This window comes from Paenibacillus xanthanilyticus (assembly GCF_042682185.1).
In the GTDB taxonomy this organism is placed as follows: Bacteria; Bacillota; Bacilli; order Paenibacillales; family Paenibacillaceae; genus Paenibacillus_Z; species Paenibacillus_Z xanthanilyticus.
On sequence record NZ_JBHUHA010000001.1, the window covers coordinates 885,772 to 910,260 of the forward strand.

At 58.9% G+C, this 24,489-nt stretch carries 22 protein-coding genes and 1 riboswitch; of the genes, 11 read left to right on the forward strand and 11 right to left on the reverse strand.

The features are described from left to right. Positions 1–95: 95 nt before the first annotated feature. Positions 96–2,279: a PAS domain-containing protein gene (locus tag ACFSKT_RS03790; protein ID WP_377720468.1), complete on the reverse strand. Its 2,184-nt coding sequence runs from the start codon at positions 2,277–2,279 to the stop codon at positions 96–98. 448 nt (positions 2,280–2,727) lie between these two features. Between ACFSKT_RS03790 and ACFSKT_RS03795 the strand changes: the two genes are divergently transcribed. After that, positions 2,728–2,892, forward strand: a complete 165-nt coding sequence (locus ACFSKT_RS03795; protein ID WP_377720469.1) for a mechanosensitive ion channel protein MscL — start codon at positions 2,728–2,730, stop codon at positions 2,890–2,892. A 199-nt stretch (positions 2,893–3,091) separates the two neighbouring features. On the opposite strand, the gene ACFSKT_RS03800 is transcribed toward ACFSKT_RS03795, so the two are convergent. From ACFSKT_RS03800 to rnhA, 3 genes are all read right to left on the reverse strand, one after another. Continuing rightward, positions 3,092–3,394: a DUF6509 family protein gene (locus tag ACFSKT_RS03800; RefSeq protein WP_377720470.1), complete on the reverse strand. Its 303-nt coding sequence runs from the start codon at positions 3,392–3,394 to the stop codon at positions 3,092–3,094. Then, complete coding sequence (locus ACFSKT_RS03805; protein WP_377720471.1) at positions 3,388–5,328, reverse strand: ATP-dependent DNA helicase; 1,941 nt, start codon at positions 5,326–5,328, stop codon at positions 3,388–3,390. The genes ACFSKT_RS03800 and ACFSKT_RS03805 overlap by 7 nt, the downstream gene beginning before the upstream one ends. Positions 5,329–5,433: 105 nt before the next feature. Beyond that, complete coding sequence (gene rnhA / locus ACFSKT_RS03810; protein ID WP_377720472.1) at positions 5,434–6,057, reverse strand: ribonuclease H; 624 nt, start codon at positions 6,055–6,057, stop codon at positions 5,434–5,436. Between the two features lie 165 nt (positions 6,058–6,222). Here rnhA and ACFSKT_RS03815 point away from each other — a divergent pair, with 165 nt between their 5' ends. Further along, on the forward strand, positions 6,223–6,996 hold the full coding sequence (locus ACFSKT_RS03815; RefSeq protein ID WP_377720473.1) for an alpha/beta hydrolase: 774 nt from the start codon (positions 6,223–6,225) through the stop codon (positions 6,994–6,996). 315 nt (positions 6,997–7,311) lie between these two features. Here ACFSKT_RS03815 and ACFSKT_RS03820 read toward each other — a convergent pair whose 3' ends face one another. From ACFSKT_RS03820 to fabF, 5 genes are all read right to left on the reverse strand, one after another. After that, positions 7,312–8,301, reverse strand: a complete 990-nt coding sequence (locus ACFSKT_RS03820) for a Gfo/Idh/MocA family protein (RefSeq protein WP_377720474.1) — start codon at positions 8,299–8,301, stop codon at positions 7,312–7,314. 36 nt (positions 8,302–8,337) lie between these two features. Beyond that, positions 8,338–9,183 (reverse strand): alpha/beta hydrolase family protein, encoded by an 846-nt coding sequence (locus tag ACFSKT_RS03825; RefSeq protein WP_377720475.1) that lies wholly within the window; start codon positions 9,181–9,183, stop codon positions 8,338–8,340. Between the two features lie 192 nt (positions 9,184–9,375). Next, complete coding sequence (locus tag ACFSKT_RS03830) at positions 9,376–10,335, reverse strand: DMT family transporter (RefSeq protein ID WP_377720476.1); 960 nt, start codon at positions 10,333–10,335, stop codon at positions 9,376–9,378. Between the two features lie 135 nt (positions 10,336–10,470). After that, positions 10,471–10,621, reverse strand: a riboswitch (FMN riboswitch). A gap of 186 nt (positions 10,622–10,807) precedes the next feature. Beyond that, complete coding sequence (locus tag ACFSKT_RS03835) at positions 10,808–11,716, reverse strand: NAD(P)/FAD-dependent oxidoreductase (RefSeq protein WP_377720477.1); 909 nt, start codon at positions 11,714–11,716, stop codon at positions 10,808–10,810. A 158-nt stretch (positions 11,717–11,874) separates the two neighbouring features. Beyond that, the gene (gene fabF, locus ACFSKT_RS03840; RefSeq protein WP_377720478.1) at positions 11,875–13,116 is read right to left on the reverse strand and encodes a beta-ketoacyl-ACP synthase II; all 1,242 of its coding nucleotides are present in this window, start codon (positions 13,114–13,116) and stop codon (positions 11,875–11,877) included. A 122-nt stretch (positions 13,117–13,238) separates the two neighbouring features. Here fabF and ACFSKT_RS03845 point away from each other — a divergent pair, with 122 nt between their 5' ends. Continuing rightward, complete coding sequence (locus ACFSKT_RS03845; RefSeq protein ID WP_377720479.1) at positions 13,239–14,081, forward strand: helix-turn-helix transcriptional regulator; 843 nt, start codon at positions 13,239–13,241, stop codon at positions 14,079–14,081. Positions 14,082–14,142: 61 nt separating this feature from the next. On the opposite strand, the gene ACFSKT_RS03850 is transcribed toward ACFSKT_RS03845, so the two are convergent. Continuing rightward, entirely contained in the window at positions 14,143–14,565 is a 423-nt protein-coding gene (locus ACFSKT_RS03850; protein ID WP_377720480.1) for a winged helix-turn-helix transcriptional regulator, read from the reverse strand. Between the two features lie 103 nt (positions 14,566–14,668). Between ACFSKT_RS03850 and ACFSKT_RS03855 the strand changes: the two genes are divergently transcribed. The 8 genes from ACFSKT_RS03855 (at position 14,669) to ACFSKT_RS03890 (ending at position 23,491) form a co-directional block, all read left to right on the forward strand. After that, positions 14,669–15,682, forward strand: a complete 1,014-nt coding sequence (locus ACFSKT_RS03855; protein WP_377720481.1) for a zinc-dependent alcohol dehydrogenase family protein — start codon at positions 14,669–14,671, stop codon at positions 15,680–15,682. Positions 15,683–15,886: 204 nt separating this feature from the next. Continuing rightward, positions 15,887–16,045: an aspartyl-phosphate phosphatase Spo0E family protein gene (locus ACFSKT_RS03860; RefSeq protein WP_377720482.1), complete on the forward strand. Its 159-nt coding sequence runs from the start codon at positions 15,887–15,889 to the stop codon at positions 16,043–16,045. A 236-nt stretch (positions 16,046–16,281) separates the two neighbouring features. After that, positions 16,282–17,739, forward strand: a complete 1,458-nt coding sequence (locus ACFSKT_RS03865; RefSeq protein WP_377720483.1) for a PTS mannitol transporter subunit IIBC — start codon at positions 16,282–16,284, stop codon at positions 17,737–17,739. Between the two features lie 74 nt (positions 17,740–17,813). Further along, the gene (locus ACFSKT_RS03870; RefSeq protein ID WP_377720484.1) at positions 17,814–19,877 is read left to right on the forward strand and encodes a PRD domain-containing protein; all 2,064 of its coding nucleotides are present in this window, start codon (positions 17,814–17,816) and stop codon (positions 19,875–19,877) included. A gap of 2 nt (positions 19,878–19,879) precedes the next feature. Further along, positions 19,880–20,317 carry a PTS mannitol transporter subunit IIA gene (locus tag ACFSKT_RS03875; RefSeq protein WP_377720485.1) on the forward strand — a complete coding sequence of 146 codons (438 nt, stop codon included), beginning with the start codon at positions 19,880–19,882 and terminating at the stop codon, positions 20,315–20,317. After that, positions 20,314–21,480, forward strand: coding sequence for a mannitol-1-phosphate 5-dehydrogenase (locus tag ACFSKT_RS03880; RefSeq protein ID WP_377720486.1), 1,167 nt, complete (start codon positions 20,314–20,316; stop codon positions 21,478–21,480). The genes ACFSKT_RS03875 and ACFSKT_RS03880 overlap by 4 nt, the downstream gene beginning before the upstream one ends. 23 nt (positions 21,481–21,503) lie before the next feature. Then, positions 21,504–23,228, forward strand: coding sequence for a phosphoenolpyruvate--protein phosphotransferase (gene ptsP, locus ACFSKT_RS03885; protein WP_377720487.1), 1,725 nt, complete (start codon positions 21,504–21,506; stop codon positions 23,226–23,228). A 2-nt stretch (positions 23,229–23,230) separates the two neighbouring features. After that, complete coding sequence (locus tag ACFSKT_RS03890) at positions 23,231–23,491, forward strand: HPr family phosphocarrier protein (RefSeq protein WP_377720488.1); 261 nt, start codon at positions 23,231–23,233, stop codon at positions 23,489–23,491. A gap of 143 nt (positions 23,492–23,634) precedes the next feature. Here the strand turns inward: ACFSKT_RS03890 and ACFSKT_RS03895 are convergent, their stop codons facing one another. Continuing rightward, entirely contained in the window at positions 23,635–24,417 is a 783-nt protein-coding gene (locus ACFSKT_RS03895; RefSeq protein WP_377720642.1) for a squalene/phytoene synthase family protein, read from the reverse strand. Positions 24,418–24,489 lie beyond the last annotated feature (72 nt).

Consider the following 24,489-nt stretch of genomic DNA (forward strand, 5'->3'; position numbering starts at 1 on the left):
GGTTTGATTAAATTGGAATTATATCTACCTATGTATGCTATTGTACTAGAAATAGATTAAGGTTGTCACATGAGAGAGTCCGGTTGGACCATAACCTAATTGGCGGGAACCCGCTGCGTCGAGGGATCCGGCATGCGAACGGGAAGAATGACCTCCACCGACGTTCCGACGCCTTGCCTGCTGCTGATGGAAAGCCGGCCGTGATGCGCTTCGATAATTCTGCGCATGACCATGTAACCGAGTCCCGTGCCTTTTTCCTTCGTCGTATAGAATGGCTCGCCCAGACGCTTCACCATCTCCTCCGGCATGCCGCAGCCTTGGTCGGCGAAGCGGATGCCAAGCTCGCCTTCGTTCAAGCGAATCGTGACCTCGATCGTACATCCGGGACCCGATGCTTCGATGGCGTTCTTCAGTAAATTCACGAACACCTGCTTCAGCTGATTGCCGTCGCCTGAAATATAAGCCTGTTCTTCTCCCGCGCCAAGCCGGATTTCAATATTGTTCATGACCGCCTGCGTGGCAAGCAGCATGATCGTCTGCTCCAGCACCTCCCGCACGTCCACGTCGGCAACCCGGCTCACCTGGGGCTTCGCCAGCACCAGCAATTCGCTCGAGATGAACTCGATGCGCGATAGCTCCTCCTGAATGATGCCTAAATATGGCAGTTTCGCATTGGCGTTTTGCGTTTGCAGCAGCTTGACAAAGCCTTTCAGCGCGGTCAGCGGATTGCGGATTTCATGCGCGACCGCGGCGGCCAGCTGGCCGACCACCTTCAGCTTATCCGACTTCCGGAGCAATTCCTCGGTTTCGAGCGTATCCGTCATATCCTTGATAATGACGTACGTTCCGACCCTTTGGCCGCCGACAATGATCGGCACGACCGTATTGGTGACGACGATGACTTTCCCGTCCTTGCGCTGAAGTTTCGAATCGATGCGCTCTAGCTCGACGCCATCCGTGGTATTCAAATAATCCCGGGCCACGCGCTCCGCTTCGGAAGGCGTAAGGAGCATCGAGTAACTTTGTCCGTTCAACTCGTCGGCGCCATACCCCGTTAATCGCGCCATCGAGGGATTCGCGCCGATCAATGTCCCGTCCATATCCAGCGCGCAGACGCCGTCCGGATGATGGTGAATGATGGACCAGGAGCGCTGTTCGCTCTCCAGCAGCTGGCGTTCGGTGCTCTTCAGCACGGTGATGTCTTGAATAATGCCTGTCATGCGGCTGGAATCCGCGGCGTTGACTTGCCCTTTCACAAAGACGACGCGCTCTTCGCCGTTCGGGCGAACGATGCGGCATTCCGTCTGGAAGCTCCCGTTGCGCCAGCCACCCTGCCATGCGTCCAGCACCCGGTCCGCATCCTCCTGTAACACCGTCTTCAACAGGTTCTCGTGCTCGACATGGCCGTCGCGCGTCGGCGGCATGCCGAAGATACGGAAGCTCTCTTGCGACCAATACATCCGATTGATCTTCGTGTTCATCTCCCAGCTGCCGATATGCGCGATGCTCTGTGATTGCTCGAGCAGGGAGATGCTTTTGCGCAGAAGCGCTTCGGTGACATATTCGCTCGTGACGTCCTTGGCAATCCCATAGACGCCGACGATCTGACCGCGATCGAAGATCGGGAAATTATTCACGATAAAATTGCGCATCGCGCCATCCGCCCGGATGATCCGGACCGGATAGCTCTGGGCCACCCCTTCCGCCGCCCGGTAGAAATGCTCGCGCACCCGCGGCAAATCCTGCGGGACGATCAATCCCGCGAAATCGCGCCGCATCAACTCGGCCGCCGAATAGCCGGAAAGCCGCACGGACGATGCGTTCACTTGTATGTATTTGCCTTTCAGATCAAGCAAGTAGACGGCATCCGGACTATGCTCGAAGAGGGATTGCACCATTTGCTCGGCCGATGACATTAACGTTCCCGACTCGGGCGTCCGCTCGATGAATGCCGAATAGCCATGCTCGTCCGGATAGACGCGTATCAGATAGATCTCGCCCGTATCGGGATCGATCCCTTCGCTCACCCGCGCGCCACCGATCGCCTCCGCGCGGCGAACGATGTCCATCAAGCTATTCCGCATCCAATCGCTGCCTCCGGCCGTCGTCGCGCCCTGACCCGATGATCCGCCGTAAAATTTAATTAACGCATGCGGACATGCAAACGAGAGCTCGCCTTCTGCATCGAAGCGAACGTAATAATGCCGCACTCTATCCGGCGACCAGTAGGCTGGTTGCTCCGAATCCGCGTCCGGCGCCATGTCTGGCACTTTATTCATGGTCACAATTCCCCCTTCGGTCTCGCTGTCTGATAGGAATATTCAACATATCGAGGAAGGAACCTGCCTTCATAAGCAAATAAAAACGGTACAATATTAAGCAATTCGGAAATGGATGCATGCCAATAGACCTTCTCGTGCCCGGAAGGTCTGCTTGTCGCCCGAAAGCCATTATTTGTACGCGGCATCCCCTTGGCTCGCCGCTGCGACGCGGCCGTTACCCCTGTCACGATTTCGTCAAAATCATCTTAAAAAACGATAAAACAGGCCAATTCGCTAGTCTTTTCCGTGTCGAATCCGCATAATATGGCAGTGTTTCGGTGAGGAGCGCTTAACGCGGAGGTAACATAACCACCGAAATTTGACTGCAAGCTAACATTTATTTGACAGTCGCTTCATAGGTTTGCGCTATGCTTGGAGCAGTAGAAGACGAAGGAGGTGAATAACGTTGATCGTGTTCGACGTGATCGTGGACGGCAAAGTAAAGGAAACGCTTCGTCCCGTCAACCAGCGACTGAAGGAAATCCAGCTGTACGTCAAATCCGAATCCGCCCGCTTGATCGAGAAGTACGGCAGCAACGTCCAGCTGAACCGAAGAATGCAGTACAAATAAGGCCCCCGGCGGAGGTCTTTTTTGACATACAGGAACGTGTAAGTTTCACGTCTATACATCAGCCGGTTATGCCTCCGAATGACGCCCGTATCACCGCAACTGTAAGCGCAGCCGCTCCCGCTTGCTGCCCCGAACGCTGCATGACAAAAACACCCGCGCAGGTGCGCGGGTGCCGCTGACGTGCCTTCTCGGAGCGCGACTAGCTGCCGCCTTCCGCTTCCGCCGTCCGTTCCTTGCAGAACGACAGCAAGAACGCGACCTCTTCCTCTTCGAGATCGAAATCCAAGTAACGGTCGGTCGACCGTTCGTGCAGATCGTATTTCACGATGGACCCTTCGCCGTCCTGCTCCTTGTACACGACACGCGCGTACACGCCCAGCTCATGATGCAATTCGTCATCCTCGGGAATGTCGAGATTCAGCACGAATTCGTAGCGCTTGCCCGGCAAAATGCCGAACGGATCTTTGACTTGCTCGGCCGTATACGATGATATGGTTAGCATATGGTATTCCTTTCTGTGCCTGAAGGCAGGAACGCGGCGATGCGCGAGCGCACCTCGGCTTGATTAAGCGCTTGTCCCAGTATGGAAATATAACCCTCGTCCTCCCGGGAGCGGATGAGCCTGCCGATGCCTTGGCGAAGACGCAGGAGCATATAGGGCATGTCCACCTCTTCGAACGGATCGGCGGCATCCGCTCGCCGCGAAGCGAACACGGCATCATTCGGCGGGAACGGCAGCTCCCAGACGATCACGTGTGACAGCGATGGCCCCGGAATATCGAGCCCCTCCCACAACGTCACCGCGCATAGAACGCTATGCTCGTCCTGCTGGAAGGCCGAGATCAGCGAGCTGATCTCCGCGCTTCCTTCATAGAGGAAGCGGTAGCCGGCTGCTTCCGGGTGCTGCCCGATCGACGCCTTGAACTGCCGCAGCTGTTCTTCGGCGGGGAAGAGAATAAGCGCCCTTCCTTCCGTCAGCCGCATCAGATCCAAGACGAGCTTCGTCTTGTCCGTGTCGTTCTGGTCCGGCAGCAGCGCGGCTTTCATCTGCGCTTGATAGTCATACGGCGAGTCCACCGAGAACGAGAGATAGTCGCGGATGCCCAGCGTACCGGCCATATAGTCGAACGAGCCGCTGACGGACATCGTGGCCGAAGAGAAGACGATCGGCATTTTCCGGCTGAACACCCGCTCCTCCAGCACTTCCTTCACTTTCTTCGGCATGATCACGAGCGACATGCCGTCGCGGTCTTCCTCCAGCCAGCTGATCAGCTGCTTAGGCTGCACGAACAGGCCGAGCGCCAGCTGAATCATCTCGATGTGCTCCTCGACGATCGTCAGGTGGTACGTAACCAGCGTGAACAGTCCGCTCTCGAAGACGAGCTCCTCTTCGATCTCCGCCAGCAGCGATCGGAACCGATTCGCTTCCTGCAGCAGCGCGTCGGTGATGACGACATCCTTACGGTTCGATCCGGATACGCGGCGGCTGCCCTTCTCCAGCAGGTCGAACAATTTCTCGCTCTGCGCGATAGCGTCCTCGACCGCGTACGCCAGCTTCTCCCGTACCTCGCCTTCCAGCAAACGCGTGATAATGCTTTCGAATACGGCATGTTTCAGCTTGTACGTCAGCGCGTTCTGCGCCGCCGTCTCCAGCAAGTGTCCTTCGTCGAAGACGACCGAGCTATGCTCCGGAAGCAGCGGCAGCTGGCCTTCTCGCTTGCGCGCCTCGTACGTCCACACATGCTCCATGTAGAAGTCGTGCGAGCAAATGATGATATCGGCCGCCTTGCGGAAATGCTCGCGCGAGATCGTCTGGCCGCACCGATGACGCTGGCTGCAGACGAGACAGTCCTGGAAGACGTCCCAGCCGATCTTCCGCCATTGTTCGTCGTCCAGCTCCGGGTAATCTTTGCGGTTGCCGTACGGCAGGAACGCTTGCATCGAATCCGGTTGGCGCACGAACGCGGGCAAGCTGTCGTAGAGATCCCGGAACCGCTCCCCGTCCTCTTCATGCTCGAATCTCGCGCCATCCAGCTTGTTCAAGCAAATATATTGATCGGGCGACTTGCCCAGCCGCGCGTCGATCGTCAAGTTCAGATGCCGCGCCAGCTTGGCGATATCGCCCTCTTCCTTGACAAGCTGCTCGATCAGCGATTCGTCCGCGCAGGCCACGATCGCCGGTTTGCGGGTGTAACGCGCATACATGACGGCATAGAGGAGGTAGACAAGCGTCTTGCCCGTGCCTACCCCCGCCTCCGCCAAGATCGTCTTCTTCTCGTTGTAGGCCCGCTCCAGCTGGAACGCCATGTAGATTTGCTCGTCGCGCACCTCGAACCCTGCTTCGGGCAGCCGCTCGTAAAAGACATCCGCAATCCAGTCGCTGGCCTGCTGCATGAACGGCTCTTTCGGGTCAAAATCAAAAGGATAAGTACTCAATCAGGACGTGCCCCCGTCTCGTAGCGTTGAAAACATTTCACCATTATACCGCAAAACGAGCGGACGGGAAAATGATGCGCGAATGTGCTTATTTCCCGCAGCCCGTTATTTCCGCCCATAGTCGGCCTTGATCTCGCCCCAGGCCGCCGTATTCCACTTGCGCACCGGCGCATGTGCGGGATGGCGCTTCAACCAATCGAGCGCTTCGTCGACCAGCGTCCAAATCTCACGGGTCGACGCGTCGCGGGCCAGATTCGTATTCACGGCGCGGTTCTTGACCCAAAGCATCGCCGTCTGCGAATCGGAATACACGATCTTCTCCAAGCCTTGCTCCTGAATAAGCCGCAGCGCGTGGACAATCGCGAGGAACTCGCCGAGATTGTTCGTCCCTTTGGCGATCGGAGGGTGCTCGAACAGAACGGCTCCCGTTACCGTATCGACGCCCTTATATTCCACGATGCCCGGATTGCCCTTGCTGCCGACGTCGACGGAGATGCTGTTCGCGACTATCTCCTCCTTCGCAGCCGCAGCCCCCGTGCCGCGGGCCGCCGACGTCGCGGCACGCTCGCTCGCTTCCCCGGCGTACGCCGCCTCGGCTTCGGCCTTCGACTCGAACGACTTGAAGCGCGCCCCCGAGAACCCCGTCGTCTGCTTCTGGCAGTCCGCCCAAGTCGTGTAGATGCCGGGCTTGCGGCCCGCCCATACGACGTAATATTTCGATTTCGCCAATTCATTCACCTCATTAAATAATTTCTGCTGCGCTAGTTTGCCGCGATCACCGCCATACGAACCGTTGATACGCCGTATCCGCAAAGACTGGCCGCATCGTTCCAGGATCGCGCGCATACCTATCCCTATAGCGTCTATTCTACCGCAAAAAGGAGAATGTCCGAGATGAGTATCATTTCCGCCCATGCGGCACCCGTCCGCTCCGAGCCGATGACGTTCGTGCTTGTGCATGGATCATGGGCCGATGCCGGGTTCTGGAACGGCACCGCGGCCGCGCTACGGCAGATGGGCCATACGGTCCATGCGCCGGAATATCCCGGTCATGGAGGCGATCCGAACAAGAACGTCACCCATGCTCAGATGAGCACGGCCGTAGGCGATTACATCGCCGGCAAGCAGCTCCAGGATGTCGTGCTGGTCGGACACAGCTTCGGCGGCACCATCATTCAGAAGGCGGCCGAGCTTGTCCCGGACCGGCTCAAGCGGCTTGTATTCTGGAATGCCTTCGTCCTGAACGACGGCCAATCGATGGCCGACGTTCTGCCCAAGGAAGCCGTCGACTTCTTCCTGCAGCTGGCATCCGCCTCCGCGGATAACACGATCGCGCTCCCATTCCCGTACTTCCGTGACGCATTCGTCAATACCGCGGATCTGCCGACGGCGCATGATATACACCGCCATTCTCCCCCCGAGCCGGCAGCCCCGTTTCGGGAGGCCTTGGATTTGAAGCGATTCTATGCGCTGCAAGTGCCGAAGAGCTATCTCTATCTGACGGAAGATAACGTCCTTCCTCAATTCGACGACACCGGCTGGCATCCGCATTTCTCGAGCAGGCTTGGTCAATTCCGCCTTATCAAAGGCCATGGCGATCATATGACGCCGGCGTACGTGCAGCCCGACAAGCTCGCGCGGCTGCTTGTCCAGGCCGGACGCGATTAGCGAGCATGCCCGAATTCGCGTATGCGATCTTATAGGCAGACAAAAACCGGCGGCGCATCCTGCTCCGTCGGTTTTGGCCTGTTTACGATTTGTCGGATTTGGTGGCAAGCTCGATCATCATGATGACCAGAATCAGCAGTTGAATGAGCAGATCGGCACTCATGGCATTCCCTCCATGCGTTCGTCATGCTCCTTCAGCCGGCCCTCTCCCATGCCGATGTCCAACTATACGCCTTACGTTTCCCGTTATCATATCTATGCGCGCAAGCTGCGATTTATGACCGACAGCTGCGCCAACAGCGGGTCAACTAGACATTAGTTCGCATCCGCCGGAAAGACGAGACCGATCTGCTTGCGCGCTTCATCCATCACTTCCATGGCCGTGAGCGAGCTGGCATGGGAATTGACTTCGGATTCCAGCTTGCCCTGGGCGAGCAGAGAGACGAATTCCCGCACCTCGTACATCATGTTATCTTCGATCTGCTTCGAGTCGGTGATGTCCTCTACCCGTCCGTCCCGATAATGAATGCGGACCTGGCTCGGCTCGCTGATGTGGTTGATGACGATGCTGCCTTCCTCGCCTTGAATTTCCGACGGTACATAGGAATTCGAGATCTTGGAATACATCAGCACCGCATCCAGGTCGCCGTATTTCAAAATCAGGCTGCCGTTGCCGTCGACGCCGGATTCGAGCATGTATGCTTCCGCTTGTACCGCGCTCGGCTTGCCGAACAGCACGGCGGTCGGATACACGCAATAGACGCCGATATCCATTAGCGAGCCATTGGACAGCTCCGGCTTGAATGCGTTCAAGACCGTTCCCTGCTTGTAGGCGTCATAACGCGAAGAATACTGACAGTAGCTCGCGAAGAAGCGGCGAACGCGTCCGATCTTGTGCAGATTGTTCCGGATGGCGGTAAAGTTCGGCGTCAACGTCGACTTCAGCGCCTCCATGAACAAAACGTTGTTCCGCTTGGCCGTCTCGATCATCTCGCGCAGCTCGCGCGCGTTGGATGCGGCTGGCTTCTCGCACAAGACGTGCTTGCCGTGCTCCATGCTTGCGATCGATTGCCCGGCGTGATAAGCGTTGGGACTTGCCACATAGACGGCGTCGATCACGTCGCTTTGGAGCATCTCGTCCAGCGACGTGAACCGATGCTCGATCCCCAGCTTGTCCGCGTATTCGTTCGCCCGCGCTTCCGTGCGCGAATAGACGGCCGCGATTTCCGCGCCTTCCGCCAGTCTCGCTGCTTTCACGAATTTCTCCGTTATCGTGTTGGTGCCAATTATGCCGAATCGAATCATTCTATTCGCTCCTGTTGCTTGATTTGATCATGAATGTTACCGATGTTCCTGAAGAAAATCGACGGTTAATTCCAGCGCACGCTCGAGATGCGGCGTCGGGCCGGCGAACGGATGGACCGCGCCGAAGGTATGGTTCGCGCCTTCAATCCGCAAATGCCGCTGATCCGGCGCGGCCTGACGGAGTCGTTCATGACCGAGGACGAGCCGCGGCGCATCCTGGTCGCCTTGAATCGTTAACACCGGCACCGTCAAGCTCGCGATGGCCTTAAGGATGTCGAACCGCTCGCGGTTTTGCGCCAAATCCTCGAAGAACCCCGCCGTAATCGGCATCTGCTGCTTCGTGCGCGCGTTCTCCACATAGCCGATCCCGTCGCGAAGCACCTGCTCTCGGAACTCGTCTCCGAACAGATTGGCGTCGGCGATCCCGTTCCAGCTTACGACCGCTTGGCATGCATCCGGATGGCTGGCCGCGGCAATCAGACTGTTGCCTCCGCCACGGCTGTGGCCGACCAGCGCGATCCGCGACGCGTCCATCCGATCCGACAGCGGCAAGTCGCCGGCCTGCAAACGCTCGAGCAGCGCGGACAAATCCGCCTGTTCCCGGCTGTATGTATTCCGTCCGAATTTGTGCAGCTCGTCGAAATCGGATTGGCCGACTCCGTTGCAGCTGAAATTGAACGTCACGACCGCGAACCCGCTTTGCGCCAGCCGCTCGGCGGCATACGGGAAGAATCCCCAATCCTTAAAGCCTTTGAAGCCGTGGACGAGCAGCACGACCGGTCTGCGTCCTTCCTCGCCGGTCGCGCGCACTTCGCCTCGAATGGTCAAATCCCGTTCGAGCGCGAACTCGAAAGAAGCCGTATCAAGCGGTTGTTGATCCATGATCCTTCCTCCTTGCCTCGTCTATGCCTGCCGCGTTTCACTATCTTACCAAAGATTGATTCTCCACGGGTAATCAATTTTCACCTGGCGAGCGGATTGGTTTTGAAGCAAATTGTGAACATTTTCGTTGCTATATATGTAGAAAAAGAGCGGCCTCTATCGAGGCGCGCTCTGCATGCGCAATATTTGAATTTATGGCTTCGGTGCCGGTTTCTCGGGTTCGTCCTGCTGCCACGAGATCGCGAACAGCGTCGTCCAGATCAACATGAAGCCGATCAACTGCGGGAACGAGATCATTTGATCGAAGACGACCCAGTTAATAATGACGCCGACCATCGGGAAGCTGAGCTCCGCCAGCGTGGCGTAAGAGGCCTTCACCGTGCTCAGCCCTTTGTAGTAGAGCAGCATGCTGAACAGCCCGGGCAGCAGCGCCGAAAGCGCCAAATTAAGGACGAGCAGCCCCGTATCGCGCCCTTCGGCCGGCATCGTCCATCCGTGGCTCTGCGTCAGCGTGAGGACGAACAGCAGCGGCAGCGCCAGGATGAACCGAAGCGAGGTGACCGTCTCGTAGGACATTTTGCCCAGCATGTAACGGCCCATCACGGTGGAGCCGCCCCATAGCAGCGCGGCGCCGATCGAGAACATGCTGCCGATCTGAATAAAGTCGGAGGCGCCGCTTTGGGGAATCGAGAACCCGAAGGTCAGGAGATACGTGCCCAACAGCGCCAGCACGAACAAGAAGCCGAACCTGCGAGGCAGATGCTCCTTCAGCAGCCAGCGCGCGAGCAAAATCGCGAATAGCGGCTGAAGCTTCTGCAGCAGCAGAACCGCGTTCAGATCGCCGCTCGCCAGCCCCTTCGTGAACAGGATCGTGGCGATCGCCGAGCCGCCCCATGACACGAACAGCAGCGCGCCGACATGCGATAGCCGCAGGCCGCTAAGCTCGCCGCGGCGGCTCCATAGGACGGGCGCGGCGAAGAGGAACAGAATCGCGTGTTCCAGCAGAACGATCTGCGTGGAAGTCAGATGCTCCAGCAGCAAGATGCGGAACAGCGGGTCGACGCCCCATAACGCGGCGCCGATGACGACGAGCCAGAACGCGGGCAGGCCGCGCTTGGTTCGCAGAACAGGTGTTACCGATACGGTACTCATGAATAATTACCCCTTCTGGATCCAGGGACATGAAGGAAGAAGGCCCCGTCTTGCGCGTCATGCGCAAAACGGGGCCAGTCAAATAAACCTGCGGATTAGCCTCTTTAGACGAGACGAGTCCCCCGCAAATTTACAGCTGATCTTCTACCATCCGGACTATACCGTCGGCCTTGGATTCGCACCAAATCAGTCCCCCGCCCGCTGACGGGAAGAGGAGTCGCGGGCTTCTTTCCTCCATGTGAAAGTTACCGCCGGTCGGGAATTGCACCCTACCCCGAAGATCGATATTAGATTTTGCAATGCCACTTCACTTTCTATAGTTTATTACTTTCTTCTCAAAATGTCTAGCCCACAATTCAAAGTGCTGCACTATGAATAAATAAGCGGCGCGTGGACGCGACTTCCGGCGATTGCTCAGTCGCCGCATGACAACGTTGAATTCGGAATGCCATCGACAACGCAGGTTCGATTGTTAGGCGTCCCGAAAAACGTCTTCCGTCAAATCGGCGTTCACGCCCATCGCGGCCCTGCTGCCTTCCGCGGCGGCAATGACCAGCTGGGACGGCGAGACGACCGAGGAATCGCCGGCGGCGTAGACGCCTCGCGCGCTCGTTCGGCCGAACGCGTCGGTAACGATGGCGCCGAACGCATTCAATTCGCAGCCCAGCTGCTCGCCGAAATCGCTCTTCTGCGCGAATCTCGGCGTCACGAAGCCGCCATCTCGCGCAATCGACGTCCCGTCCTTGAACCGGATGGCCTCGAGCTGCCCGTCTCTCCCCTCGTACCTTGCGATCGGCTTCGTATACACGCTGATGCCTCTCCGGTGCAGCGCGATCTGCTGCTCGGCCGACAAATTCGTCTGCCAATTGGTGCAGACGATTAGATCTTTGCTCCAGTTGTAGAGCAGCTTGGCCGTATGGAACGCGCCAGCGCTCTCGGACACGAGCACGAGCCGCTTGTCGCGCAGCTCCCAACCGTCGCAGTACGGGCAATTGAACAAGCTGCTGCCATAGAAATCGCCGAAGCCCTCGATGTCCGGGAAGGACTCCGCCAGCCCCGTTGCCAAAATGATTCGTCCAGCCTCGTATTGCGAGCCGCTTGCGGTCTGCAGCGAAAATCCCGATGGCGACCGATTCACGCGGATGACCTTCTGACGCGCTGCGGCGACGGATGGATAACGTGCCAGCTCCTCGTGCGCGAGTCTTCGAAACTCGGCAGGCTGTACGCCGTCCCGAGTCAGGAAACCGTGCGATGCCCGCGTCACCCGGTTACGGGGCTGCCCGTCGTCGAGCAGCAGCACCTCTCTTCTGGCGCGCCCCAGCAAGAGCGCGGCGTTCAATCCGGCCGGCCCCCCGCCGAGAATCGCGCAATCATACCGCATAGTTCTCCTCCTTCACTTGTCCGATCCCTTGCCCCCTAATTCCGCAATATAGATAAATATGGCAGCTGCGCCTGTTTTCATTCCCCTTTGACGATTTTTAAATACTCGTGCAAGCAAAAAGGCGGTCGCCATCCGGAATGGCAACCGCTCGTTCATGGTTATTGTTCTACCCAGCGCTTGATCACGATAACGGCGTTATGGCCGCCGAATCCGAACGAATTCGAGATGCCGATTCGCAGCTCGGCCCGCCGCGCCTCGTTCGGCACGACGTCCAGATCGCAATCGGGATCGGGCGTCTCTTGGTTGATCGTCGGCGGAATAATGCCGGTTCGCAAACTCTGCACGAGCGCGATCGCTTCCGCTCCTCCGGCAGCGCCGAGCATATGGCCGGTCATCGATTTGTTCGCGGTCACCGGGATGCGGTAGGCGGCTTCGCCAAACAAGCGCTTGATCGCCATCGTCTCGGAGCGGTCGCCCAGCTCCGTGCTCGTCGCATGCGCGCTGATGACGTCCACTTCCTCCGGCCCAATGCCCGCTTCCCGAATCGCTTCGCGCATGGCGCGGTAGGCGCCTTCGCCTTCCGGATGGGTCGCGACAATATGATACGCATCGGAGCTCGCCCCGTAACCGATCACTTCGGCGAGTATCGGCGCCCCGCGGTCGCGGGCGTGCGTCAGCGATTCCAGCACGAGTATGGCCGCGCCTTCGCCGAGGACGAACCCGTCGCGGCCGGCGTCGAACGGTCGGCTCGCCCGCTCCGGCTCGTCATTGCGCGTGGACACGGCGGTCGCGTTCGCGAAGCTTGCCGTTGCAATCTCGGAGACGGCCGCCTCCGAACCGCCGGCGAAGATGACGTCCGTTCTTCCGGATTGGATGCGGTGATACGCCTCTCCGATCGCCGTGTTGCCGATCGAGCAAGCCGTCACCGGCGCGAGCGTCGGGCCGAGCGCGCCCAACCGGATGCTGATCATGGCCGCTGCCATGTTCGCGATCATCATCGGCACGAGCGTCGGACTGACGCGGCCCGGGCCTTTGCCAAGCAGCGTCGCGTGCTGCTCCGTCAGCGTGTGGATGCCGCCGATGCCCGACCCGACATAGACGCCAAGACGCTCCTTGTCGATGCTCGCAAGGTCCAGCGCGGCATGTGCCAACGCTTGATCGGCGGCCGCAAGCGCGAACTGGCAGAACCGGTCCATCCGCCGTGCTTCCTTCGTCCCGAATAACGCCTGAGCGTCGAAATCACGCACGGTGCCGGCAATCCTCGCCTTATGGCCTGCCGTATCGAACGATTCGATCGCCCGCACGCCCGATTCCCCTCGCGTCAGCTTGTCCCAGAACGCGTCAACGCTGTTGCCCAGCGGCGATACGATACCCATGCCCGTAATAACGACTCTTTCCATGTCCACCCATCCCCTTCCAGCCTCTTATGGATGTAATCTTGCCATCTATGTTATCCTATTACAAGTTGTTGTTTATCCTAGTATAAGTGCTACCAGCTTACGTCACGAAAGAAGGGATCCGCATGCATCAACCCACCCGGCTGCAAGCGCTGTCGGCATTCTTGAAGGCGGCTCGCGCCCGCCTGACGCCGGAGACGGCCGGCCTTCCGGCCGGCACTCGCAGACGGACGCCCGGCTTGCGAAGGGAAGAAGTGGCGCAGCTCGCAGGTGTCAGCTCCACCTGGTATACCTGGCTGGAGCAAGGGCGGGATATCCAGGTATCGGCCTCCGTGCTGGACAATGTCGCGGCGGCCCTTCGGCTGACGGACGACGAGCGGAAGTATATGTACGCGCTTGCTTCGGATTCCGGCGCAAGCGTCGCCAAGCTTGCGGCTGACAATCCGCGGCTGACGCCCTCCTTGCGCAAGATCATCGACGAGCTGCGGTATTGTCCGGCGATTATATCGGACCGAAAATGCCAGATCGTCGGCTGGAACGCCGCGGCCGCTTACGTCTTCATGGACTTCGAGCAAATTCCCGAGCACGAGCGCAATATGATCAAGCTGCTCTTCACGCGCCGGGAGTTCCAGCGGTTAGCCGTGAATTGGGAACAGTTCGCCGGCGGCTTCCTGGCCATGTTCCGCTCCTATTACGGTCAGTACGTCGACGATGAATGGTACGAACACTTCCTGCGCGGCATGATCGCCGATCACCCTGACTTCAGACGGCTTTGGGAACAAGGTCAGGTCAGTTATGCGCCCGAGGTGCTGCTCGAATTTCGCCATGCCAAGGCGCGCAAGATGCTTTTCCAGTTAACCTCCCTGCAGGCGCACGGCAGCGGCGATTTGCGCTGCAGCATCTATACGCCCGCCCCCGAGTCGAATACGGAAGCGAAATTGAAGCAATACATGGATGCGGCGCCATAATCGGCGCAGCGCCGAATAAGGGACTTGGGATACGGCGGACGTATCCTAAGTCCCTTCATCTTCACCCACGACTGCTGTGCTGCTCCTCCCTCTCGCTGCCCGCGTCTTGGTCTGAGCGCTTGTCGTAGGCGTCTCGCGCCTCGCGCACCAGCGGATAATGATCGACCGCCCAGGACTTCATATGCCGAAGCGGGATGAGGAGCGAACGCCCAAGCGGGGTCAGCCGATATTCGACGCCCGGCGGGATCGTATCGTGAACGTCCCGCTCTAGGAGACCGTCGCGTTCTAATTGCCGCAGCGTTTGCGTGAGCATCTTTTTGGATATCCCTTCGATTCTACGAAGAAATTCGCCGTATCGGACGGCGCCGCCTTCCATGGCATAGATGGCGAGAACCGCCCATTTGCTCGCGATAATTTCCAGCAACAAACTGTAGCCGCATTTCGCGATCGAAATATCCGGCACCGCTGCCTTTCGTTTGCCCATCGTCTCTCCCTCCGATAATCCGGATACTTTAAAGTGCCTACTTACTTTATTTTAGTTCGCAGACTAAAGTGTGTCTATACCGATAAACGAAGGAGAGATAGCCATGAAATTGTATGAGCTTAACGGAGGATTTAGTTTGGATCACTTGAAAATGGCCGATCGGCCCATACCCGTGCCGGGGCCACGCGAGGTGCTGATCCGCATACGCGCCGTGTCGCTAAATGCTAGAGATCTAGGCGTCATCGACGGCTTCTACGCTCCCGACTTGCCCCTCCCGTTCACGCCGGTTTCGGACGGCGTCGGCGAGATCGTTGGCATCGGCTCGGACGTCAGCCGCTTCAACATCGGAGACCGCGTGAGCGGCATATTCACCCAGCAGTGGCTGACAGGTCCCCCGCATCGCCGTTACGCTGGGAGCACGCTTGGCAGCCCGCTGCCTGGATTATTAACCGAGTATGCGGTGATCGACGAGAACGGCCTTGTCTTTGTTCCGAATTATCTGACCGACCCGGAGGCTGCGGCGCTTCCCTGCGCAGGCGTGACGGCTTGGCATGCGATCGTGGAAGAAGGCCGCGTGAAAGCTGGCGACACGGTCGTCGTGCAAGGCACCGGCGGCGTAGCGCTCTTCGCGCTGCAGTTCGCGAAACTGCACGGCGCGAGGGTCATCGTCGCTTCCGGGAGCGACGAGAAGCTGGCGCGCGCCAAAGCCCTCGGCGCAGACTTCGGGATCAATTATCGGTCGACGCCGGATTGGGATGAAGCTGTAAGGGCGATTACCGGGGGAGAAGGCGCCGATCATGTGGTTGATCTCGGCGGCGCCGCGACGATTGAACGCTCCGTTAACGCCGTTCGAACCGGCGGGCGGGTCAGCGTCGTCGGCATTCTGTCAGGCGCGCGAACGAACAACCTCGATCTGATTGCCGTGCTGCAGAAGAAAATCACCCTGCAAGGCATTAATGTCGGCAGCCGCGCCATGTTCGAGGCCATGAACCTCGCCCTTGAGACCGGCCGCATACGTCCCGTAATCGACAGCGTATTTCCATTCGAAGAAGCCGTGGACGCCCTTCGTCGACTGGAGCAAGGCGTTCACTTCGGTAAAATCGTCGTTACCGTCTAAAGCACGCTTCACGCCATCTCTCGGCATTTGATTGCCAAAAGATGGTTTTTTTATTCCCTATTGTTTTGCTACGAATTGGAGCGGGTATAAGGAGGATGGAAGGTAATCATTCGGAGCATTTCCTGATTTTCACGCTTTTCTAATTGTTTTCTCACAACTGCGGTTTATACTAGGCTCATAACTTCGAAAAAGGGATGGTGCCAGATGGCGGAAATGAATCCTATGATCAACCGGCTGCGTTCGAAAATGATTGCTGTTGCGGAGAAACACGGCATGAATCTGCTCCATCCTGAGGTTATTTATTGGAGCCAGCAGCTGGATGTGCTCATCGTCGAATCGATGCAAATGCCGAAAACCGCATGAATTGCCCTACATATGCCAAACACGCGAGAACCGTGGATTAGCCAAGCGCCGCTTGCTTCTAATGCCCCGGTTCTTTTTGTTATGCCTGCCGCCAATGCAAATGTTGGCAACAGCGTTCATGACGAAACCTGATTTTCCTTGAATTGAAGCTGTAAGCGTTCTCCATTAGGATGGAATCATTCCCGTTATCGGATGCAAACGATGCGGGCGTGACGAAATAAAGGGAGGATTACCTGATGTCCAACACCGTACAACCACAAAAAGAAGGTGTCCGGGTAGCAGTACAACGATTCGGGCGCTTCCTTAGCGGGATGGTCATGCCGAATATCGGCGCGTTCATCGCATGGGGACTCATCACGGCGCTCTTCATTCCGACCGGCTGGATTCCGAACGAAGAACTGGCCAAATTGGTGGACCCGATGATCAAGTACCTGCTGCCGCTCTTGATCGGCTACACGGGCGGCACGATGATCCATGGCACGCGGGGCGGCGTCATCGGCGCCGTCGCGACGATGGGCGTCGTGATCGGCGCCGACATCCCGATGTTCCTGGGCGCGATGCTCGTCGGCCCCGGCGCCGCTTGGGTGCTGAAGCAATTCGACAAGGCCATCGAAGGCAAAATCAAGTCCGGCTTCGAAATGCTCGTCAACAACTTCTCGTCCGGCATCATCGGCGGCATTCTCGCCGTCATTGCTTTCAAGGCGATCGGCCCGATCGTCCAGGCGATCAGCAACGTGCTCGCCGACGGCGTCGAGTTCCTGATCGATAATCATCTGCTCGCCTTTGCCAACGTGCTCATCGAGCCGGGCAAAATCCTGTTCCTCAACAACGCCATCAACCATGGCGTACTGAGCCCGATCGCGCTGGAGCAAGCGTCGGAGGTCGGCAAATCGATTATCTTCATGCTCGAATCGAACCCGGGTCCGGGTCTTGGCATCCTGCTGGCGTACTGCATCTTCGGTCGCGGCTCGGCCAAACAATCGGCTCCCGGCGCTGCCATCATCCACTTCTTCGGCGGGATTCACGAGATCTACTTCCCGTACGTGCTGATGAACCCGCGCCTTATTCTGGCGGCGATCGCGGGCGGCGTGGCCGGCACCGCGACGTTCTCCTTGTTCAATGCGGGTCTTGTCGCGCCGCCGTCGCCAGGCAGCATTTTCGCCTACATCGCGATGGCGCCTAAAGGCGGCATGTTCGCGATCTTCACCGGCGTGATCGCAGGCGCCCTCGTCTCTTTCGTCGTCGCGTCGCTGCTGCTGAAGACGAGCCGCAAGACGGAGCAAGACGACGAGCTGGAGCAAGCTTCGGCCAAAATGAAAGAAATGAAAAGTGCGGGCATTGCCACTCCGGCGGCTTCGGCCGCGGCTGAAACTGCCGCAGCCGCTTCTGTTCCTGCAGCCAATGACCGGCGCGCCAAGGCGGACGTAAGCAAAATCGTCTTCTCCTGCGACGCCGGCATGGGATCGAGCGCGATGGGCGCGTCCATATTAAGGAAGAAGATCACGACCGCCGGCATTCCGGTCACCGTCGTGAACACGGCAATCAGCGACATCCCTGCCGACGCGGATATCGTCATTACGCATAAGACGCTGACCGACCGCGCGAAGCAGAAGGCGCCGAACGCCGAGCACATCTCGATCGATAATTTCCTGAAAAGTCCGGAATACGACGACCTCGTCAAACGATTGTCGTAATGCTCCCTCTGTAACGCTGACGCCCCTGGCTTCGGCGTTACAGCTCTTTTATTCCAAGACGTAGGATGATGCCCATGAAAATGTCGAACCGGCAGCGCCAGATCGCGGCGCTGCTTACGAACCGGCCGGACGGCATCACCGTCGCCGAAATCGCGGAATCGGTCCGCGTGAGCGCGAGAACCGTCCACCGGGAGCTGCAGGATATCGAGACCGCCTTGAACGACGCCGGCATCGCCCTGCTGCGCAAGTCCGGCTCTGGACTCGCGCTGGACGCGGAACCCGAGAAGCTGGACGCTTTCCGACGCACGCTCAAGCATGCGGACGTCACCGGATTGGGCCACGGCGCCCAAGAACGCAAAGTGCTGACGATGCTGCGGCTGATCGAGGAATCGGAACCGACGAAATTGTTTGCGCTCGCGCATGAACTGCAGGCGGCGATTCCGACGATCAGCAGCGATCTGGACGAGTGGGAATCGCTGTTAACCGGCTCGGGTCTTGCGCTGGAGCGGCGACGCGGCTACGGCGTCGAGCTTCAGGGCAGCGAGCGGGCGATCCGGCGGTTCATCTTCCGGCTGGCCCGCCAATTTCTCGATCCGGCCGATTTGTTCGAGGCCGCCGATGATGCGGCGGGACATTCGCCGATACGCGAACGTCTGCTGGAGCTGATCGGGCTCGAAGGCTTCTTCCGCGTCGAGAAGGCGCTGTGGCGGCTCGAGGAGCAGCACAGAACGAATCTTTCCGAAGAATCGTACACGCTTCTCGTGCTCCGCCTGGCGATCGCCCTCTCCCGATATCTCGCTGGCCGCATCGTCGATGCGATGCCGGAGGAATCGACGCCGAGCGATTGGGAACGGGCGCATGCCTATGCGCGATTCCTGGATGTGAATCTGCCCGAGCGCGAACTGGCCTATGCCGCTCACTTGCTGTCCGGTTGGGACGCTTCCGAGCAAGTTCCGGTCGCCGAGCACTTCCCGCAAATCGAGCTCGTCGTGGAGCTTATCGCAGAGGTGGAAAGCCGGCTAGGCGTCTCCCTGATGCGCGACCGCTCGCTCATCGAAGGTCTCCTTCATCATATGGAGCCCGCTCTGCAACGCATCCGGGAAGGACAGCAAATTCGCAATCCGCTCCTACTTCAAATCAAGCGGGATTACGCGGAACTGTTCGAGGCCATTCGCGAAGCGACGGCGAGGAAGCTGAGCGGTTATGAGCTTCCCGAAGAAGAAATCGGCTTTCTGACGATGCATTTCGGCGCGGCGCTGGAGCGCGCCAACCTGTTGACTGTGCCCGTGCGCGCCCTGCTCGTCTGCACGAGCGGCATCGGCTCGTCCAAAATGCTGGCGGTCCGCATCACGAAGGAGCTGCCGCAGATCGAGTTGATCGGACGGGTGTCTTGGTTCGAAGCCGTCCGGACCCCTCCGTCCGATTACGATCTCATTATTTCGACCGTTGATTTGCCCATTAAGCCGGAGCGTTACATTAAATTAAGTCCCCTCCTCACGTCGGAGGAGACCGAACGGCTCCGGAAGTTCGTCCATAAGCTGGCGGCAGCCCCGACCGTCGCCCGGAATGAAACGAGCCGTCCGCAGGTATCCGCGGCGCCTACGGAACTGAACGCCATCGCAAGGTTGGCCGGGCTGCGCGATTATGCGCTCGAGGCGCATGCGCTGATCGAGCGGTTCGATGCCATCACGCTGGCATGCCCGCCCGGCGCCGAATTCGAGGCGGTGCTGCAGGACATCTGCGGCTATGCGTTAAAGCTCGGCGCGCTAACCGCCCCGGCTCCGGTAGTGGCCGGCTTGCTCGAACGCGAACGGCACGGCAGCCAGCTCATTCCCGATACGGAGCTCGCCCTCGTGCATACGCGAAGCGATGCCGTACGCTTCCCGCTCCTGCTTCTGTTCCGGCTCGACCATCCGGTCGCGCTCTCGGGCGGCGCGGGCGCGCGCCAGCTGCTGCTCATGCTCGCGCCGCACGAGCTGTCGAAATCCGCGCTTGCCATTTTAAGTGAAATTAGCGCCCTGCTGCTCCTGCCGGAAACGCTGGCGCTGCTGGAAGACGGCGATACAGAACAGATACGCGTCTTTCTTGCCGGCGAGCTGGAGCATGTCATTAAATCAAAAATGGATTGGAGAGTTTAACCATGCCTATTCTTTCGACCGATAAAGTGAAATTAAACGCTGCCGCAAGCGACAAATACGAAGCGATCAGACTCGCTGGCGAACTGCTCGTCCAAGCGGGCCACGCGCCGGCCGAGTACGTGGACAAAATGATCGAACGCGAGAACGCCCTATCCACCTATATGGGCGGCGGCCTTGCGATCCCGCATGGCACGAACGAGGCGAAAAGCTTGATTCGCTCGACGGGCTTGTCGATCGTCGTGCTTCCCGAGGGCGTCGATTTCGGCGAAGGCGAACCGGCGAACCTGGTCATCGGCATCGCCGCTGCCGGGGACGATCATCTGGAGCTGCTCACCAACGTGGCCATGCTTGTCTCGGATGACGAGAACATGGCTCAGATTCTGAATGCTTCCTCCGCGGAAGAGCTGATCGCCATCTTCGAGAGGGGGATGGAAGGATGAAGGCCGTTCATTTTGGCGCCGGCAATATCGGACGCGGCTTCATCGGGCTCCTGCTCTCCCGAGCCGGTTATGAGGTCGTCTTCTCCGACGTGAACGACACGCTCGTGAGCGCGCTTCAATCCCGGCGCGCATATACCGTCTCTCTTGCGGACAGCAGCGACGAGCTGATCTTGGTGGAAGGCGTGGATGCGATCGACGGCAAAGACGCGCGGCTCGTCGCCGAGACGGTCGCTTCGGCCGATCTCGTCACGACCGCCGTGGGCGTACACATCCTGAAGCATATCGCCGGCGCCCTCGCGCAGGGCATCGCGCTGCGGCTGCAAGCCGAGCAGCCCTCGCCGCTGCACGTAATCGCCTGTGAGAACGCGATCGGCGGGAGCACGCAGCTGAAGGAGTCGGTGCTCGGGCATCTTCCAGTCGAGCTTCATGAAGCTTTCAATCGGTACATCGCCTTCCCCGACGCCGCGGTCGATCGTATCGTGCCGATCCAGCATCACGAGGATCCGCTTCATGTCACCGTCGAGCCCTTCTATGAATGGGTCATCGACCGCTCGGCCATGCTGCCGGGTTTGCCCGACATTGACGGCGTTCATTACGTAGATGGCCTGGAGCCTTACATTGAACGGAAGCTGTTCACGGTGAATACCGGCCACTGCACCGCCGCTTACCACGGCTACCTAGCCGGATGCCGGACGATCCAGGAAGCGCTGGCATCCGCGTCGGTAGCCGCCGAGGTACGCGCCGTCCTTGAAGAGACGGGTGCGGTGTTGGTGCGCAAATACGGATTTCCCGCGGACGAACACGCCCGCTATATCGATAAAATCCTGAGCCGTTTCACGAACCCGCATCTTAGCGATGAAGTCGAGCGTGTCGGCCGTTCGCCGATCCGGAAGCTATCGCCGAACGATCGCTTGGTCCGCCCTGCCCTGCTCGCGCTGGAGAACGGTCTGCCCTACGGGCATCTCGCCTTCGCCATGGCCGCCGCGCTGCGATTTGATGATGCGGACGATGCCGAAGCGGCCGAGATTCAACAATCACTCCGGTCAAATGGGCTGTCCGCAACAATCGCACGCTATTCCGGTCTTGCGGAAGATCATCCGATTCATGCCGAGATCGTTCGTCGCTACGAAGCCACGCGTCCACATCAACGCGGGCTCGCCTAACCGAGAGAAGGAGGTCTAACAACATGAGTCAAATCCTATCCGGAATCGCCGCCTCGCCTGGTTATGCGATTGCCAGCATCGTGACGCTCAAGCCGGCTCGCCCCGCTCCCCTTCGGGAACAAGTCGCGGACACGCATGCGGAGCAGGCCCGCTTGGCGGCAGCGATCGAACAGTCCAGAGCGGAGCTCCGAACGATACGGCAGCTGACCGAACAGCGTCTTGGCGCGGAGAAAGCGGAGATTTTCGAAGGCCACTTGATGCTGCTGGAAGATCCCGAGCTCATCGACGCGACGAACGAGAAGATCGCCGAGGAAGCGGTGAACGCCGAGTACGCGCTGCATGAAGTCGCCGGCATGTTCATCGCCATGCTGGAGTCGATGGAGAACGAGCTGCTTCGCGAACGCGCGGTCGATATTCGAGACATTACCGCGCGCGTGACAAGTCATCTGCTGGGCGAGCCGCACCAAGACTTGTCGACGATCACGGAAACCTGCATCATCGCGGCTGAAGATCTGACGCCTTCGGATACGGCGCAGCTGAATCTCGACGCGGTGCAAGGGTTCGTTACCGTCGTCGGCAGCCGCACCTCCCACTCTGCGATCATGGCCCGGTCGCTCGATGTGCCAGCCATCGTCGGCATCGGGGAATCGCTGCTTGATCTCCCGGGCGGCACGCTAGTCGTGATGGATGCAATGGAAGGCCGCCTGATCGTGAATCCGACCGACGAAGAATTGGCGGAATACAAGGCGAGGAAGCGGAAGTACGACGAGCGCAAGGCGAATCTGGCCCGGCTGAAAGAGCTGCCGACCGCTTCGCTTGACGGCGCCCGCGTCGAATTGGCCGCCAACATCGGCCGCGTCGAGGACGTCGCCAAAGCGATCGCAAACGGCGCTGAAGGCATCGGCCTGTTCCGCACCGAGTTTCTCTATATGGGACGTGATTCGCTGCCGAGCGAAGAGGAGCAGATGCACAGCTATAAGGCCGTGCTGGAGAAAATGGAAGGCAAACCCGTCGTCATCCGAACGCTCGATATCGGCGGGGACAAGGAGCTGCCGTACTTGAATTTGCCCAAGGAAAGCAACCCCTTCCTCGGTCTGCGGGCGCTCCGCTTCTGTCTGAAGCGCGAAGACCTGTTCCGGACCCAGCTTCGGGCGCTGCTGCGAGCCAGCCGCTTCGGCAACCTCAAAATCATGTTCCCGATGATCGCGGTGCTGGACGAATTGCGAGAAGCGAAGCGCGTCCTTGCCGAGGAGCGCGCCAAGCTCGAATCGGAAGGTGTCGAACTCGCTGCCCGCATCGAAGTCGGCATGATGATCGAAGTGCCTTCCGCCGCCGTCGCCGCCGATCTGTTCGCCAAGGAAGTGGATTTCTTCAGCATCGGCACGAACGATCTCATTCAATATACGATGGCCGCCGACCGTATGAACGAATCGGTCGCCTACCTCTATCAACCTTGCCATCCAACGATTCTCCGTTTGGTCAACATGGTCATTCGCGCCGCCGAACGCGAAGGCAAGTGGGTCGGCATGTGCGGCGAGATGGCCGGCGACCCGTCGGCGGTCCCTCTCCTGCTCGGGCTCGGACTCCACGAATTCAGCATGAGCGCCGGTTCCGTATTGCCGACGCGCGAGCTGATTGCGGGATTGTCCAAGCATGAATGGTCGCGACTGGCCGAACAAGCGCTGACCATGCGAACGCAGGAAGAGGTCCTGCATTTTGTCCAACACCAGCTTAAAGGAGCGAATTAACCATGCTTACGAAAACATTCACCGTCATCAACCCGACCGGTTTTCACGTCCGTCCCGCCAAAACGTTCGTTCAAGCCGCCAACGGCTTTCCCTGCAAAGTCACGCTCATGAACAAAAACAAAAAAGCCAACGGCAAAAGTTCGATCGGCCTCTTGACGCTCGGGATCGCCCAGCACGACGAGGTGACGCTCGAAGTCGACGGCGAGCAAGAAGAGCAAGCGATGGAAGCGCTTGGCGCCCTATTGACCCAAATGTACGAATAATTGTCCTTATCTCGCTTATATCCTCACGTTGCATACAAAGAGTACGCGGCTGACTAAGCTGCGTACTTTTTTGCGTCTCTATCAACGGAAAAAAAGCGGACGCACCGCGCGTCCGCTTCTTCAACTCTAGCACTGCTATTCAGTTACCCGCTTAGCTTGTTTACAATCTTCAAGACCGCGTCCCGCGTCAGCTTGTTGCCGCCGCCCGAGATAAGCTTGACGGTCGCGTGCGCGAGCGCCAGCGGAATTTTGCAGAACGCCTTCGCCTGCCCTTCTTTCAGTTCGGCCAAATAGGCGTCCGCTTCCTTCAGATTGCGTCGCGTGTAGGCGAGCATCTCGTCCATGCCCCAGCCCTTCGGGAAAAAGCTGACGCCGCGCGTGCTGTCCTCCGCCTTATTCCGCAGAATATTGACCGCCTGCAGGCCGCGTCCGAAGGCGACCGCCCGGCCCCGGTCGGATTGCGTGCCGTCGTTCCACAGCCACAGCTCCGACAGCATCTCGCCGACCATGCCGGCCACGCTGTATGTATAGCGGTCCAGATCGTCTTCCGTATCGATGATCCACTTCTTATCCACCCAATACGCCATCTCGTCGGACATTTTCGCCGTATATCGGTAGACCGTCGGCGCGATATCCGCTGGACATAGTCCGGCCCATTCGTGCAGCTGCCAGCTCACTTCCGGCAAGCTCTGTTTATACGGGGCGAGCACTTCCCGCGCACGAACGAGCGGCTCTTCGGATTGGAACGAGTCGCGCACGTCGTGCAGCAGTTTGATTTTGAGCTCGTCGTCCAAGTCGGTATGATCTTCGATCTCGTCGATCGCCCGCATGCACAGATAGCCGGATGCGACCGCCTTCTGCAGCTGGCCTTCCAAACGGCTGATCGGGATGAAGAAGGTTCGGCTCGTCTTCTTTAACATCGTCATGGCATCTTGATGGATCATAGTCGTAATAGGTGTTCCCTCCAAAGTCAACAAGTGTGCAGCGGCAATCAAGCA

Bases quoted from the DNA above. Each gene is read 5' to 3' on its own strand.
- ACFSKT_RS03790 (WP_377720468.1), bottom strand. From the start codon at position 2,279: ATGAATAAAGTGCCAGACATGGCGCCGGACGCGGATTCGGAGCAACCA.
- ACFSKT_RS03870 (WP_377720484.1), top strand. From the start codon at position 17,814: ATGAAAATGTCGAACCGGCAGCGCCAGATCGCGGCGCTGCTTACGAAC.
- ACFSKT_RS03835 (WP_377720477.1), bottom strand. From the start codon at position 11,716: ATGCGGTATGATTGCGCGATTCTCGGCGGGGGGCCGGCCGGATTGAAC.
- ACFSKT_RS03865 (WP_377720483.1), top strand. From the start codon at position 16,282: ATGTCCAACACCGTACAACCACAAAAAGAAGGTGTCCGGGTAGCAGTA.
- ACFSKT_RS03855 (WP_377720481.1), top strand. From the start codon at position 14,669: ATGAAATTGTATGAGCTTAACGGAGGATTTAGTTTGGATCACTTGAAA.
- ACFSKT_RS03825 (WP_377720475.1), bottom strand. From the start codon at position 9,183: ATGGATCAACAACCGCTTGATACGGCTTCTTTCGAGTTCGCGCTCGAA.
- ACFSKT_RS03880 (WP_377720486.1), top strand. From the start codon at position 20,314: ATGAAGGCCGTTCATTTTGGCGCCGGCAATATCGGACGCGGCTTCATC.
- fabF (WP_377720478.1), bottom strand. From the start codon at position 13,116: ATGGAAAGAGTCGTTATTACGGGCATGGGTATCGTATCGCCGCTGGGC.
- ptsP (WP_377720487.1), top strand. From the start codon at position 21,504: ATGAGTCAAATCCTATCCGGAATCGCCGCCTCGCCTGGTTATGCGATT.
- ACFSKT_RS03820 (WP_377720474.1), bottom strand. From the start codon at position 8,301: ATGATTCGATTCGGCATAATTGGCACCAACACGATAACGGAGAAATTC.
- ACFSKT_RS03845 (WP_377720479.1), top strand. From the start codon at position 13,239: ATGCATCAACCCACCCGGCTGCAAGCGCTGTCGGCATTCTTGAAGGCG.
- ACFSKT_RS03830 (WP_377720476.1), bottom strand. From the start codon at position 10,335: ATGAGTACCGTATCGGTAACACCTGTTCTGCGAACCAAGCGCGGCCTG.
- ACFSKT_RS03890 (WP_377720488.1), top strand. From the start codon at position 23,231: ATGCTTACGAAAACATTCACCGTCATCAACCCGACCGGTTTTCACGTC.
- ACFSKT_RS03860 (WP_377720482.1), top strand. From the start codon at position 15,887: ATGGCGGAAATGAATCCTATGATCAACCGGCTGCGTTCGAAAATGATT.
- ACFSKT_RS03815 (WP_377720473.1), top strand. From the start codon at position 6,223: ATGAGTATCATTTCCGCCCATGCGGCACCCGTCCGCTCCGAGCCGATG.
- ACFSKT_RS03800 (WP_377720470.1), bottom strand. From the start codon at position 3,394: ATGCTAACCATATCATCGTATACGGCCGAGCAAGTCAAAGATCCGTTC.
- ACFSKT_RS03875 (WP_377720485.1), top strand. From the start codon at position 19,880: ATGCCTATTCTTTCGACCGATAAAGTGAAATTAAACGCTGCCGCAAGC.
- ACFSKT_RS03895 (WP_377720642.1), bottom strand. From the start codon at position 24,417: ATGACGATGTTAAAGAAGACGAGCCGAACCTTCTTCATCCCGATCAGC.
- ACFSKT_RS03850 (WP_377720480.1), bottom strand. From the start codon at position 14,565: ATGGGCAAACGAAAGGCAGCGGTGCCGGATATTTCGATCGCGAAATGC.